Source organism: Aestuariivirga sp., assembly GCF_041738905.1.
Lineage (GTDB): Bacteria > Pseudomonadota > Alphaproteobacteria > Rhizobiales > Aestuariivirgaceae > Aestuariivirga.
This window is the reverse complement of the sequence record NZ_JBGSOZ010000159.1, coordinates 1-13,148: the sequence shown is the minus strand read 5'-3', so window position 1 is coordinate 13,148 and position 13,148 is coordinate 1. Positions and strand designations below refer to the sequence as shown.

15 protein-coding genes and 1 tRNA gene are annotated in these 13,148 nt (G+C 59.7%); 11 read left to right on the top strand and 5 right to left on the bottom strand.

Features of this window, described 5'->3' with window-relative positions; translation table 11 throughout:
- The 8 genes from ACEW8Q_RS15185 to ACEW8Q_RS15150 all read left to right on the top strand — a co-directional run.
- On the top strand, positions 1 to 885 hold an 885-nt coding region (locus ACEW8Q_RS15185; protein WP_373504894.1), incomplete at its 5' end, for a B12-binding domain-containing protein.
- A 116-nt stretch (positions 886 to 1,001) separates the two neighbouring features.
- Positions 1,002 to 1,208 carry a hypothetical protein gene (locus ACEW8Q_RS15180; RefSeq protein ID WP_373504893.1) on the top strand — a complete coding sequence of 69 codons (207 nt, stop codon included), beginning with the start codon at positions 1,002 to 1,004 and terminating at the stop codon, positions 1,206 to 1,208.
- A 254-nt stretch (positions 1,209 to 1,462) separates the two neighbouring features.
- The gene (locus ACEW8Q_RS15175) at positions 1,463 to 1,546 is read left to right on the top strand and encodes an SEC-C metal-binding domain-containing protein (protein WP_373504896.1); all 84 of its coding nucleotides are present in this window, start codon (positions 1,463 to 1,465) and stop codon (positions 1,544 to 1,546) included.
- 169 nt (positions 1,547 to 1,715) lie between these two features.
- Positions 1,716 to 2,396 carry a cupin domain-containing protein gene (locus ACEW8Q_RS15170; RefSeq protein WP_373504892.1) on the top strand — a complete coding sequence of 227 codons (681 nt, stop codon included), beginning with the start codon at positions 1,716 to 1,718 and terminating at the stop codon, positions 2,394 to 2,396.
- Between the two features lie 19 nt (positions 2,397 to 2,415).
- The gene (locus tag ACEW8Q_RS15165) at positions 2,416 to 2,604 is read left to right on the top strand and encodes a hypothetical protein (RefSeq protein ID WP_373504891.1); all 189 of its coding nucleotides are present in this window, start codon (positions 2,416 to 2,418) and stop codon (positions 2,602 to 2,604) included.
- 552 nt (positions 2,605 to 3,156) lie between these two features.
- Positions 3,157 to 3,414: a DUF3489 domain-containing protein gene (locus ACEW8Q_RS15160; protein ID WP_373504890.1), complete on the top strand. Its 258-nt coding sequence runs from the start codon at positions 3,157 to 3,159 to the stop codon at positions 3,412 to 3,414.
- Positions 3,411 to 3,965 (top strand): DUF2924 domain-containing protein, encoded by a 555-nt coding sequence (locus ACEW8Q_RS15155; protein ID WP_373504889.1) that lies wholly within the window; start codon positions 3,411 to 3,413, stop codon positions 3,963 to 3,965. The genes ACEW8Q_RS15160 and ACEW8Q_RS15155 overlap by 4 nt, the downstream gene beginning before the upstream one ends.
- Positions 3,958 to 5,706, top strand: coding sequence for a recombinase family protein (locus ACEW8Q_RS15150; RefSeq protein WP_373504888.1), 1,749 nt, complete (start codon positions 3,958 to 3,960; stop codon positions 5,704 to 5,706). The genes ACEW8Q_RS15155 and ACEW8Q_RS15150 overlap by 8 nt, the downstream gene beginning before the upstream one ends.
- A gap of 308 nt (positions 5,707 to 6,014) precedes the next feature.
- Here the strand turns inward: ACEW8Q_RS15150 and ACEW8Q_RS15145 are convergent.
- Positions 6,015 to 6,089: transfer RNA gene (locus ACEW8Q_RS15145), tRNA-Val, on the bottom strand.
- A gap of 73 nt (positions 6,090 to 6,162) precedes the next feature.
- A complete protein-coding gene (gene cpdR / locus ACEW8Q_RS15140; RefSeq protein ID WP_373504895.1) occupies positions 6,163 to 6,522 on the bottom strand; it encodes a cell cycle two-component system response regulator CpdR in 360 nt (119 codons plus the stop codon).
- 170 nt (positions 6,523 to 6,692) lie between these two features.
- Here cpdR and ACEW8Q_RS15135 point away from each other — a divergent pair, with 170 nt between their 5' ends.
- The 3 genes from ACEW8Q_RS15135 (at position 6,693) to ade (ending at position 10,606) form a co-directional block, all read left to right on the top strand.
- Entirely contained in the window at positions 6,693 to 7,583 is an 891-nt protein-coding gene (locus ACEW8Q_RS15135) for an N-formylglutamate amidohydrolase (RefSeq protein ID WP_373504887.1), read from the top strand.
- A 372-nt stretch (positions 7,584 to 7,955) separates the two neighbouring features.
- Complete coding sequence (gene hisN, locus ACEW8Q_RS15130) at positions 7,956 to 8,747, top strand: histidinol-phosphatase (protein WP_373504886.1); 792 nt, start codon at positions 7,956 to 7,958, stop codon at positions 8,745 to 8,747.
- 50 nt (positions 8,748 to 8,797) lie between these two features.
- Positions 8,798 to 10,606 carry an adenine deaminase gene (gene ade / locus ACEW8Q_RS15125; RefSeq protein WP_373504885.1) on the top strand — a complete coding sequence of 603 codons (1,809 nt, stop codon included), beginning with the start codon at positions 8,798 to 8,800 and terminating at the stop codon, positions 10,604 to 10,606.
- A gap of 222 nt (positions 10,607 to 10,828) precedes the next feature.
- On the opposite strand, the gene ACEW8Q_RS15120 is transcribed toward ade, so the two are convergent.
- The 3 genes from ACEW8Q_RS15120 to ACEW8Q_RS15110 form a co-directional block, all read right to left on the bottom strand.
- Positions 10,829 to 11,668, bottom strand: a complete 840-nt coding sequence (locus ACEW8Q_RS15120) for an amidohydrolase (protein WP_373504884.1) — start codon at positions 11,666 to 11,668, stop codon at positions 10,829 to 10,831.
- A 27-nt stretch (positions 11,669 to 11,695) separates the two neighbouring features.
- Positions 11,696 to 12,544 (bottom strand): fumarylacetoacetate hydrolase family protein, encoded by an 849-nt coding sequence (locus ACEW8Q_RS15115; protein ID WP_373504883.1) that lies wholly within the window; start codon positions 12,542 to 12,544, stop codon positions 11,696 to 11,698.
- A 10-nt stretch (positions 12,545 to 12,554) separates the two neighbouring features.
- Positions 12,555 to 13,148: SDR family oxidoreductase (locus ACEW8Q_RS15110; RefSeq protein ID WP_373504882.1), on the bottom strand; the 594-nt coding region annotated here is incomplete at its 5' end.

The window sequence follows — 13,148 nt, the reverse complement described above, 5'->3', positions numbered from 1 at the left end:
ACTGGCAAGCGCCTCGATAGACGTGGTAGCTTTCTTCATGGTGTTGCTCTCCATTCAGGATTGAACACCCCGAGCCTACGGCTCGAGGAGAGCAACGCCAACCTCACTCCAATTTTCTACATTGAGCGGGACATCCCCCTTCTGATTGCTGATAAAGTCATTCCCCGGCTTCTGGGCATCTACAGTGCAGCGCCAGGAATCCCCCACGAGCAAATCTTTCATCCTGGAGCCAAGGAAATTGCGGAACTCTCTCGGCTGGTTGTAGGGCCCGAGAATGAGGATGCCGCGGACTACATCTTGCAACTCAAAGACCGCGGTGTATCGCTTGATACTCTCCACGTTGAACTCCTCGAGCCAACCGCACGACATCTCGGCGAGTTGTGGACCGAAGACAAGGTTGATTTTCTGGACGTCACAATCGGTGTCAGGAGGCTTCAGCAGCTCGTTCACATCTTTGCCGGGTTGGATCAGGTGCCGCCATACGACAACAAGCGCCGTGCCTTGATCGTGGCCACTCCTGGCGAACAACACAGTTTTGGAAACGCCATGATCCAAAGATTCTTCCGGTCTGGCGGCTGGTATGTCTGCTCATGCCCTGGAGCAGATCTCCAGCATATATCTACACTTGTTGCGCAGGAGTGGTTCGGGATCGTTGGGTTCTCGATGAGCACGGACAAGCACATCGAAAGCCTGAGGACATCCATTGAGGCGGTCCGCAGGACGTCCCTGAACAACACGGTCGGGATAATGGTCGGCGGCCCAGCCTTTGTCGAGCGACCGGAACTCACCCTTGAGGTCGGCGCAGACGGAACAGCTGCCAATGCTCCCGCAGCCGTTGTTCTCGCGAAAAAGCTGCTTGTGCCCAGTCTTGTTACCGTAAATTAGTCGCATTCCGGAGCTTGGTTGGCAGTTGGCTTTGCAGACTGCGGCAGAGCTTTTTTCTGTGTGGAACGTGACTTGGATTTTTCTCTCAATCAGGCCAACGCCATCGAGGATCCGACATGACAGACAAAGTCAAAGTGCCTTTCCCGATAGCCCAAACTGCAGCCTTGCGTGCCAGAGTTCGTGAGCTTCGCCGGGAAGCAGCGAGGAAGCTTTGCCCAAATCCGCTGCAGGTTGTCCGGGTTGCCGAACTTCTTGCTGAGATCGCAGATGCAATTGAAGAAATCGTGATGACCCGCAATCCCAGAGTAGCGGCGGCCAACTAGGGCTGCTTTTTCCACCGCGGACTACTGCCAATCGACAGTGGTTTTGAGTCTGACTTCTGGCTTCTGATGTCTTGATTTTGCTGCGCCCGTGATTGCGCTCCCTAACGGGGTGAAACTTAAGTGTTCGGTCGTCGGCTTTCCAACGTTCTTGTTTTGGAGCTTGGCGCGATCTTCCTCAGGACTGTCATGAATCCGAGCACATCACCCTCTTCCTCGATGATCGGACTCCCCGCTGGAACGCGCCGTACATCGCTTTGAATTCCTGTCGAGGCGTCGGGCGGAACGATCCCTGCCCTCGCGGCTCCGGAAAGAAGTACAAGAAATGCTGCCTGAACTGATCTGGCTGCCAAAAACATTCCTGCCTACAATAGCAGCAGGAACCTGTAAGTCTGCACCGTATGGACAGAGGTTCATCTCCCGTCGATTGCGGTTGTCCCGGCGTGACGGTGGAAGAAATGAAAGCACGGCCCAGGTCTACTGGCTCAATGCGACAAGGCGAATGACAGAATGCGCATCAACGACGATCTGACAAAACCCGTACTACTCGATCCGAGTTCTATGGAGTGGCTTCCCAGCCCTGCCGTTGGTGTAGACCGGCGGATGCTCTACCGTGAAGGGGGCGAGGTCGCCCGTGCCACATCCATCGTTCGCTATGCCCCGGGAAGTGCGTTTCCGGCGCATGCACATCGCGGAGGCGAGGAGATCCTCGTCCTCGACGGCACGTTCCAGGATGAGCACGGCGACTATCCGGCGGGCAGTTACTTCCGCAATCCGCCGGGCACCCACCACAGTCCCGCAGCTACCAATGGTTGCGTGATCTTCGTCCGCCTCTGGCAATTCCGCAAGGGCGACCATGCCCAGATCGTCCGCCAGCCGGGCGAGGGCGAACTCCTGAAGCCGCGCGACGGTGTCAGCGCCGCCAGACTTCTGTTCGAGAATCATGCAGAGCGGGTCGTTCTCGAGACATGGACACCGGGGGCAGTCCTGACCATCCCGAATGACCGGGGCATCGAATTCGTAATCCTGTCCGGCATGGTGAAGGTGCAGGACAAATTGCTCACCCCACAAGGTTGGGGACGCCTCCCGGCAGGGCAACAGTTGACGGCCAAGGCAGGTCCCGAGGGTGCGCAGGTCTGGCTCAAGGATGCCCCGCTGCAACACGCAGACATCCTGCCGATGCCGGCTTGAACCGAACCAGGAAAAGATCATGACAACGCCACGGGTGGCTAGGCCTGTTCTTATCGTCGTGCGTGACGAGTGGAAGCATGTGGCAGAAAACTGGGCTGCTCTACATGCGCCGACTTCATCTGTTGTGGCTATGGGCAAGCATATGATGTTCTGGGACCGTGCCGCAGAGTTTAACCACTTGCTGGATCAGTTTTTCCAAGACCTCTGAGATGCATACCGGATGCACTGGAAAATGGCGCAATGTGGAGGGAGTTCGGCAACAGCAGGTTCAGCACTACCAAGCTTTACGCTCCAGTATGCCCACCGCGGGTTCTAATCCTACCGAGGGCGAGTGGACCAAATACAAAAGTACGCTCCCGCAGAATTTTTAAACTATTGAAATAGTGTGATCTTTTCCGACCGTACCGATTTCGTCGAGGTTCGGTCGGAATGAGACGAAGGGCCTTCTGAGACTGAATTTCGGCTTTAGCGCAGTCTCAGAAGTACGGTCGCCTCCGCCAAACCCTTTTGAATGCAAAAGGAATTTCGACGCTCTTCGGGGTCGTTCCGGAGTTTGCAATGGGAAACTGGCGGTTCGCGAGGGATTCGAACCGATGGTACGGCGAGTATCCGATTCCATTCGACTTCACACCGGAAGGAAGCAATGCTGTCATCAGCGGCAGAGCAGCGTTCTGCAGCAAGTTGAAATCAGCCCTGCTCACATGCGGGGCTTGAGGTGGTGCGAGAGCCAGATGGACTGGCTCAGGACAGGAGCACCAAGATGTCGAAGACCACAAAACCCAAGTCAAAGAAGGCCTCATCAGTAAAATCGAAGACCAAGGCCGAACAGGTCTTCAGCCTGCTGGCTCGCCCGGCGGGGGCATCGATTGCCGAAATGATGAAGTCGACCAGCTGGCAGGCCCACAGCGTCAGGGGCTTTCTGGCAGGCAGCCTGAAGAAGAAGGGACACACTGTGTCTAGCGAACTCGATCAGGGTGGCGTGCGCCGCTACCGTCTGGCAACTGCGGTGGAAGCATGAACGTCATTGTATCCCGGCAAGTTAACCCGGCAGGCGGAATTCCGCTTGCCGAAGACATAGCATTCAGGGCGAGGGTAGCGACAGATCTGGACAAGGCTCTCACCGCTCTCGAGCAGCTAGACGCCTCCAACATGCAAATTCGCTGGCGGGAGCTGTTCGGTCGCAATGCCCCTGCCCGCCTAGGTGCCGACCTGCTGCGACGGGCGATCGCTCATCGGCTGCAGGAACTGGCGCTCGGGGGCTTAAGTCGGCAGGCCGAGTTGCAACTCAAGGCGGCAAGCCAGCGGTCTGGAAAGAATGGCGCTGCTCGTAAGAGTGGCTCCACGGCGGCCATCATCAAACCCGGCACCCGCTTCATGCGGGAGTGGCAGAACGAGGTCCACGAGGTTCAGGCCATCGACACCGGTGACTTCGTCTATCAGGGCAAGGCCTACCGGAGCCTGTCGGTCATTGCCCGCGAGATCACCGGAACCCACCAGTCCGGTCCCCGCTTCTTCGGCATCGGCAAGAGTCACTACAGCGCCTCGGCCCGGGAGGTCACACATGGCTGAGCGTATCCCTGTGAAGCGCTGCGCCATCTATGTCCGCAAGTCATCCGAGGAGGGCCTCGACATGAGCTACAACTCGCTCGAGGCGCAGAGCGATGCCTGTGCTGCTTACATCGCCAGCCAGCGTCATGAGGGCTGGGTGAAGCTTGCAGAAGTCTATGAGGACGGCGGCTACTCTGGCGGCAACATGGACCGGCCGGGCGTGCAGCAACTACTCGCCGACGTCGCTGCCGGCAGGATCGACATCATCGTCGTTTACAAGATCGACCGCCTCACCCGCTCCCTCACCGACTTCGCCAGACTCAACGAGGTGCTGGATCAGAACAACGTCTCCTTTGTGGCTGTCACCCAGCAGTTCAACACTTCGACCTCGATGGGAAGACTGACACTTAACGTTTTGTTATCATTTGCCCAGTTCGAACGCGAAGTGGCCGGCGAACGCATAAGGGACAAGGTCGCGGCCTCGAAGAAGAAGGGCATGTGGATGGGCGGCCCGGTGCCACTGGGCTATGCTGTCAAGGATCGGAAGCTGGTGATTGTAGATAAAGAGGCGGAGATCGTCCGCACCATGTTCAAGCGGTATCTTGAGCTCCGCTCGGTGCGTCTCCTGCAACAAGATCATGAACGGCAAGGCGTCCGGTCGAGACTGCGACCGCAGAAGGACGGTCGTATCCTGGGAGGCCTTGTCCTTGGCCGCGGCGCCATCGCCCACATGCTGAAGAACCCGCTCTATGTCGGGCTGATCCGGTACCAGAGCGAACTGCATAAAGGCCAGCACGAGCCGATCATCGCCGCAGAGCGCTTCGACGCCGTCCAAACGGCTCTGGCAGAACAGGCACCGCGCGAGGACGCGCGCCCGAACCGACCAACTGGTGTTCTACTGAAGGGCATTGTCTTCGACGGCAATGGCAGTCGAATGCAGCCGACCTACAGTAACAAGAAGGGCGTTCGGTATCACTACTACACATCAGCAAAGCGCCTCAGATTGGCAAGCGATGATCCGCAGGGGATCAGGGTGCCCGCGGGCGATCTCGAGCACATTGTCATCTCCGCTGTGGCTGATCGTTTAAAGGATGCCAAGTGCATGCAGCAGTGGCTTGCACCACGCGCACAAACATCGGACCTGCCCGCTCTCCTGAAGCGCTGCGCTGATCTCGCCTCTCTCAGTTCATCCGCTTATTCAACAAGCGCTAGCAAGGCCACTGATCTGGTTCAGAAAGTGATCGTCACGAAGAAGGTCGTTGAAGTACAGATCTCAGGCGCAAAACTTAAGAAAGTGCTGGGCATCGTAGTACCACACGATCAGCATGATCGTCGAACAAATGTCATCCACGATCTCAACGGGCATTGCAAAGAAGATCGTGAATCACATCCAGATGTAATAACTATCGCCGTCACCAGCCATCTTCTTCGCTGCGGTAAACAGGTGAAGCTGGTGCTCGGACACGGTCCGGATCAGCCTTGTGAGGCGAAGCCGAAACTTGTCGAGATAATCACCAAAACCCGGCGCTGGTACGAGGGGCTCACCTCAGGGCGATATCCGACGTTACGGTCGATCGCCGTGCAAGAGAACTGCGACAAGTCCTATGTCAGCCGTCTGCTCTCGCTGGCCTTCCTGGCACCGGACATTGTCGAGCGCATCCTGACGGGCCATCACGCCGCAACACTCACACTGGAGCGGCTGCGCAAGGCGTGCCCCCTGCCCGCGCGATGGGAAGAACAGCGTGCCATGCTGCTCGACTGACCTGTGCTGAGGAAAATCGATGCATTCGGCCCGGCCATGTGCCGGGCTTCTTCGTTTCCTAATGGCACATGGAAATCAGGTCCATTTCGAACGGAGATGCTCGACGGGTGGCCCGATGCGCTCCGAATGCCATGCATCATTCCGTTGACCAGAATTCGGGTGTGTAGAGATTCCGGCGACGGACTCAGGGGAAAATGCCGCGAATTCTGGGAACTTGCGGCAACAGAGATACGCACACCCGCGTAACCAGCGGAGAACGCGTAGGAATTCAGGCTGGGCCAGAGAGATGAGGTTTGGTGGGAAAAGAATGGTGGGTGGTACAGGGATCGAACCTGTGACCCCTACCATGTCAAGGTAGTGCTCTACCGCTGAGCTAACCACCCACACCTGACATCAAGTGACGCCCCTATAGCTGGCGATTCCGTGGGGCGCAACCCCTGAATTCCGAAGGCCTTATCAGGCCGCCATCATGCGTTCGACCTCGGCCACCAGATCGCGCAGGTGGAAGGGTTTGGACAGGACCTTCGCATCTTTGGGAGCCTTGGAATCGGGATGCAGCGCCACGGCGGCGAAGCCGGTGATGAACATGATCTTGAGCGAGGGATCGAGCTCGGAGGCGCGCCTCGCAAGTTCTATCCCGTCCATCTCCGGCATCACGATGTCGGTCAGGAGCAGGTCGAAGGTCGTCTGCTTGATTTCCTCGAAGGCGCTGGCGCCCTCGCCAAAGCTCATGACCTGATGGCCGGCCTTCTCCAGGGCTTTCACCAGGAAGCGCCGCATGTCGTCGTCGTCTTCTGCCAGAATGATCTTTGCCATCGTCCTCGTCGACATCTAATCGCTTTCCGTCCGCTTTGTGAACACGCTGGAGCCGTTTTAACCTTTTAATCCATCGCCGGTAAACGCCGTATGAAATCCCGGAAACTCTGGACAGCGCGCGGCGGGTCATGGATATATACATCTTGCGCTACGGGTGAAACGAAGACGGCATGTCGGACAGCGACAAGGCATTGGCATTCGAGATTCTCTCCCCGCCCGAATGGACGGCGCCTGCGGTATTCAATTCGCCCCACAGCGGCAGGGATTTTCCGGCACATTTCCTGCGCCAGTCACGTTTGCCGCTGCAGTCGCTCCGGAAATCCGAGGACTGCTATGTCGATGAGCTCTTCATGTCCTGCATCGACCACGGGGCCCCCATGCTGCGTGCCCTTGTGCCGAGGAGCTACATCGACCTGAACCGCGAGCCCTACGAGCTTGACCCGCGCATGTTCTCGGGCGAACTGCCGGGCTACGCCAATACCGGGTCTCCCCGCGTCGCCGGCGGGCTTGGCACCATTCCCCGGATCGTGTCGGAGGGGGAGGACATCTACCGCGGCCGCATCGAGTTCGCCGAGGTCCGCCGCCGCATCGATCAGATCTACGTGCCCTATCACCGCACCCTGACGGCGCTCTCCAATGCCGTTCTGGCCAAGGCCGGCGAGGTTCTGCTCGTCGACTGCCATTCGATGCCGGCAAGCGCCACCGCCCATGTGGTGCCGGCTTCGGCGGGCGGAGTGGATGTGGTGCTGGGCGACCGGTTCGGTGCCTCCTGTGCGGAGGATATTCCCGCCTTTCTCGAGGAGCGGATGGAGGCTCATGGCCTCAGGGTTCTGCGCAACAAACCCTATGCGGGAGGCTTCATCACCCAGAATCATGGCGCGCCGCACCGGGGCCAGCATGCGCTGCAGATCGAGATCAACCGCAGCCTCTACATGAACGAGGCGACGCTGGAAAAGACAGGGGATTTCGGACGGCTTGCGGGCGTACTCGCAGAAGTTGTCGCAGGCCTTCTGGTTTACGTCGAGGATCGCTTCGCCCCCCGGCAGCTTGCCGCCGAATAGGCGGGGTATTGCGCAAGGCGAAAAAAAGGGCCGATACACCAAGGTGACCGGCCCAAGTCTAGGGAGGAAACGCCCAGGAAGGGCTGCGAGGCATCTCTGCCTCACGAGCGGGGATATGGCAGCGCAAAATGGATGAATCAAGCCCCAACCGGCAGAATTTTGCACAACTGGTCAAAAATTGCACGGCACCGTGCCGGTAATTTCACCAGAAATATTTGAAATGGAACGGCTTTTTCAATTTCGATACATCTGCTCATAAAGCCATGCAGAATCCACATAAATCCAAAACTGATGCTGCAATGCAACACAAATGCCCCTTGAGGGCATCGTGGACCTCCCATAGGAAGGCAGCACCGCGAAAGAAAGACCTCCATGCCCGCACCCGACTGGACCGAACTGACCCGCTTCGCCCTTGCGCTTGCAGAGGCGTCCGCCCGCGAAATCCTCCCTTACTTCCGGCGCAACACAGCCGTCGAGGTCAAGGACGGGCCGGTCTGGGACCCGGTGACGGAGGGTGACAAGGCCGGCGAGCGCATCATCCGCAAGATGATCGAGGAGCGCTATCCGGACCATGGCATCCACGGCGAGGAATATGGCTGGAAGGAAGGAACATCCCCCTTCACCTGGGTTCTGGACCCCGTGGACGGCACGCGCTCCTTCGTCTGCGGCATGCCCACCTGGGCCACTCTCATCGGCCTGAGCCATGAGGGAAAGCCCTCGCTGGGCCTGATGAACCAGCCGGTGGTGGGAGACATGTTCTACGGCAATCCTGAAGGCGCCTGGCACAGCTATCGCGGCGCCACGCAGGCAATCCGCACCCGCTCTGGCATCTCCCTGTCGCAGGCCTCGATCGGCACCACGGCGCCTGAACTCTACCGCTCGGAGGAAAACCAGCGCCGTTTCCAGCGCCTGAAGGCATCCGCCCAGCTCACCCGCTATGGCGGTGACGCCTATTTCTTTTGCATGATGGCGTCAGGCCACCTCGACATCGCCATGGATTGCGGGTTGCAGCCCTATGACATCACCCCCCTCCTCCCGATTGTCACGGGTGCTGGCGGTTTTGCCGCCGAATGGACGGGCGGCGATCTTTCCAAAGGCGGCAACGTCATCACGGCGGGCTCGCAGCCGCTTCTCGACGAGGCATTGGCCATCATGTCCGCCTGATTGCGCGATTTTGCCCCTCTTCTATAGTCGTGCCTGAAAAGGAGTTTCCGATGACCGCACTGAAGAGCTGGGCCGAGACCGCATCGCTTCTGGTCGATACCGCGATGGGGCGGCGCAAGGCCGACATGGTCATCAGCAAGGGCCGCTGGGTGAATGTCCATTCGGGCGAGATCATCCCCGCGATCGACATCGCCATCACCGCTGGCCGCTTTGCCTATGTGGGTTCTGATGCATCCCACGCCATCGGTCCCGCCACACAGGTGATCGAGGCGGAAGGCCGTTACATGGTGCCTGGCCTGTGCGACGGCCACATGCATGTGGAAAGCGGAATGGTGACCGTCACCGAGTTCGCCCGCGCCGTCATTCCGCATGGCACGACGTCGATGTTCATCGATCCGCATGAGATCGCAAACGTGCTGGGCCTGCCCGGCGTGAGGCTGATGCATGACGAGGCCATGGGGCTTCCGGTGAACGTCTTCGTGCAGATGCCCTCATGCGTGCCGAGCGCACCGGGACTTGAGAATCCCGGCGCGGAACTTGGACCCGACGAGGTCCGCGAGGCCATGGGCTGGCCCAACATCATCGGCCTCGGAGAGATGATGAACTTCCCCGGCGTGGTCAATGGCGATGCCAGGATGCTGGCCGAGATCGCCGCCACGCAGGAGGCGGGAAAGACCGTGGGCGGCCACTATGCCTCACCTGACCTGGGGCTTCCCTTCCACGCCTATGCCGCGGGCGGGCCTGCCGATGACCATGAGGGAACCCGCGCGGAAGATGCCATCGCCCGCGTGCGGCAAGGCATGCGCGCCATGCTGCGGCTGGGCTCCGCCTGGTATGATGTTGCCTCGCAGGTGAAGGCCATCACCGAGTCAGGCCTCGACTCGCGTAATTTCATTCTGTGTACGGATGACTCTCACTCGGGCACGCTGGTGAACGAGGGCCACATGAACCGCGTCGTCCGCCATGCCATCGCGCAAGGGCTGAAGCCCATCACGGCGATCCAGATGGCAACGCTCAACACCGGCCAGCATTTTGGCCTCGAACGCGAACTGGGCTCGATCACGCCCGGCCGCCGCGCCGACCTCTTCCTCACGTCCGACCTCGTGGCGCTCCCCATCGAGCTGGTGATCGCACGCGGAACCGTGCTGGCCGAGCACGGCAAGCTGACCGCCGATATTCCTGCCTTCGACTACCCTGCTTCCGCCAAGAACACCGTCAACATGGCGCGTGACCTGACGGACAAGGACTTCGCCATAGCCGCCCCCAAGGGCGCCAACAAGGTGACGGCGCGTGTCATCGGCGTCATCGAGAACCAGGCGCCGACCAAGGCACTGGAGAAAGAACTGAAAGTCTCCTCAGGCCTCGTCGATGCCGACATGGCCTCGGGCGTCTGTCAGATCGCATTGGTTGAGCGCCACAAGGCCACGGGCGGCGTCACCAATGCCTTCGTTTCGGGCTTTGGCTACAATGTGGACTGTGCGGTCGCCTCGACCGTGGCGCATGACAGCCACCACATGATCGTCGTCGGCACCAGCCGCAGCGATATGGCGGTGGCCGCCAACATCCTGCGCAAGGTGGGCGGCGGCGCGGTCGTCGTCAGCAAGGGCCAGCAGCTGGCACTGGTCGAGCTTCCCATTGCCGGACTGATGTCGGACGAGCGCGCCGAGATTGTGGCGAAGAAGGCGGACCAATTGGTCGCCGCCATGAAGGCCTGCGGTTGCACCCTGAACAACGCCTACATGCAGCATTCCCTGCTGGCGCTGGTTGTCATCCCCGAACTGCGCATCTCGGACAAGGGCCTGATCGACGTGACCCGATTTGCGGTGACAGACCTGTTTGTGACAGGCGGTAATCAGTGAAGGGCCTTTCAGATCCGCCCGTTCGTTTGAGCACTAGGTGTCTAATCCCACAGTTTGATGAAGCGATCCTTTCATAGGTATGGAAAAGATGCACTCTGCCCTGTGCGCAATTCGCCGAACATTTTTTTGACCCTGGCACGCGGAGCGACACAAATGCGCAACAGCACCACCGCGACAGGGCCATAGAGGTTGGCGCGTCATCCTGCCCAAGCGCAACGATGCCTAGTCCAGCCGATATACCCGTCGTGCCGTGGCTGACGCTACTTGCGTTTGCTCGGCATCACTTAGCCCCGACAACAAATCATGAGACAGGTCGATCCATTCGGGAAGACCAGTGCCCAAATTGACCACTGGCCAATCGCCACCCCAAACCATTCGTTTGGGACCAAAGGCCGCAAGGACGTGATCCACCCACGGCTGAAGCGTCGCCTTGTTCGCCGTCCCCGCCGCGCAATAGGCGGAGATGCCTGACATTTTCACATGGACATGCGGCAGGGCGGCAAGCGCGCTTATCCCCTTAGCCCATTCGGAAAACCCGCCCCCCGCGATATCGGGCACGCCGCAGTGATCCAGCACCAGTGGCTGATCCGGGCAGGCCCGCGCCAGATCAACCGCAATCGGCAATTGCCGCGCAAGCACACAGATGTCGAAGGCCCATCCCCGCGCACCGATTTTTGCCAGATTACGCCGAAAGGTCGGTGTTTGAGGCAGCGCATCCGGCATCACATGTAGGATGCGGCGAAAGCCGTGGACCTTCAGACCTTGGCATTCGTCAAGCCAATCGTCGAAACCTTCATCTTCTTCTGGTCGGCATGAGGCGATCTGGCCCAAAAGACCATTCTGCCCGACCAATCCCGCCACGAACCGCGCTTCGGTCTTGTAGTCGGCGTCATCGACACCCGCTTCCATGAAAAGCGCCCCGGCTATGCCACGCCCCGCAATCAGGGCGGCATAAACTGCAAGGGTGAAATCTCCCGTGGCCAGCGCCGGTATCCCGGAGGTCCAAGCGTAGCCCAGCCGGTCGCGGTAGATCAGGTGAAGATGGGTATCGATTAAATCCATTTCCGTCCTCCTGTCGGGTCAGATACTTCAAGCCAAGTCCGTGATCACATCCTGCCGTTGTCGGCCAAGGCTCTGCACCCCAAGTTCCACCACATCGCCCGGCTTCAGGTAATGCGGCGGTTTCTGGCCGAGCCCCACGCCGGGCGGGGTGCCGGTCGAGATCACATCGCCTGGATGCAGGGTCATGAACTGTGACAGATAGCTGACCAGATGCGCCACGCCGTAAATCATCGTGCGGGTCGAGCCATCTTGATAGGTCTTGCCGTTCACCTTCAGCCACATCGGCAGGTTCTGAGGATCAGCCACTTCGTCACGGGTCACGAGCCAGGGGCCGAGTTGTCCAAAGTTGTCGCAGGATTTGCCCTTGGTCCATTGGCCCGAGCGTTCAATCTGGAAAGCGCGCTCCGACACGTCATTCGTCACCGCATAGCCCGCCACATGGTTCAGCGCCTCGGCTTCGGTCACATACTTGGCGCGGGTGCCAACGATGACAGCCAACTCGACCTCCCAATCGGTCTTTTCAGACCCTCGGGGAATGATGATCGGGTCATTCGGGCCGCAGATGGCAGAAGTTGCCTTCATGAAGATGATCGGCTCGGGCGGTACAGTGGCGCCGGTTTCTGCGGCATGGTCGGAATAGTTCAGCCCGATGCAGATGAACTTGCCGGTGCCCGCCACGCAAGGACCAAGGCGCGTGGCCTTCGGAACGACGGGCAGGCTTTCGGGATCAATCCCGCGCAGCATCGCCAACCCGGTGTCGGACAAGACAGCCCCGCCAATGTCGGGCACCAGCCCGGTCAGATCGCGCATCGTGCCGTCGTTGTGCAAAAGGCCGGGCTTTTCGGCACCCAAAGAGCCATGTCTCAGAAGTTTCATTGTTCTCTCCTCAGGTATTTGCCCAGCCACCGTCGATCACATGGGCGACGCCGGTGGTGTAGGCGCTTTCGTCACTTGCCAGATAAACCACAAGCGCTGCGATTTCGTCCGGCTGACCGATTCTGCCAATTGGCTGACGGGCGATAAACGCCTTGCGGGCCGCCTCATAATCGCCGGTATCGCGCAGGCGCTGTTCCAGCGACGGGCTTTCCACCGTTCCGGGGCAGATCGCGTTTGCGCGAATACCGCGTGAGATGAAATCAGCGGCGATGGATTTAGTTAGCCCGATCACCCCGGCCTTGGTGGCTCCGTAGACAAAGCGGTTGGGGGCGGCGATGACCGATCCCGCGACCGAGGCCATGTTGATGATCGACCCACCCCCGCCCGCAATCATGCCCGGCAGGAAGGCGCGGCACATCCGGTACATCGCCGTCATGTTCAGATCGAGGCTGAAGGCCCACTGATCCTCGTCACAATCCAGAATGGTGCCCGTCGCGACAAAGCCCGCGCAGTTGAACAGCACATCCAAACGGCCCGCCGCCGCCACCGCCTCGGCGATCGAGGCCGGGTCGCGCACGTCCAGAACCCGGGTTTGCAGGCCCGC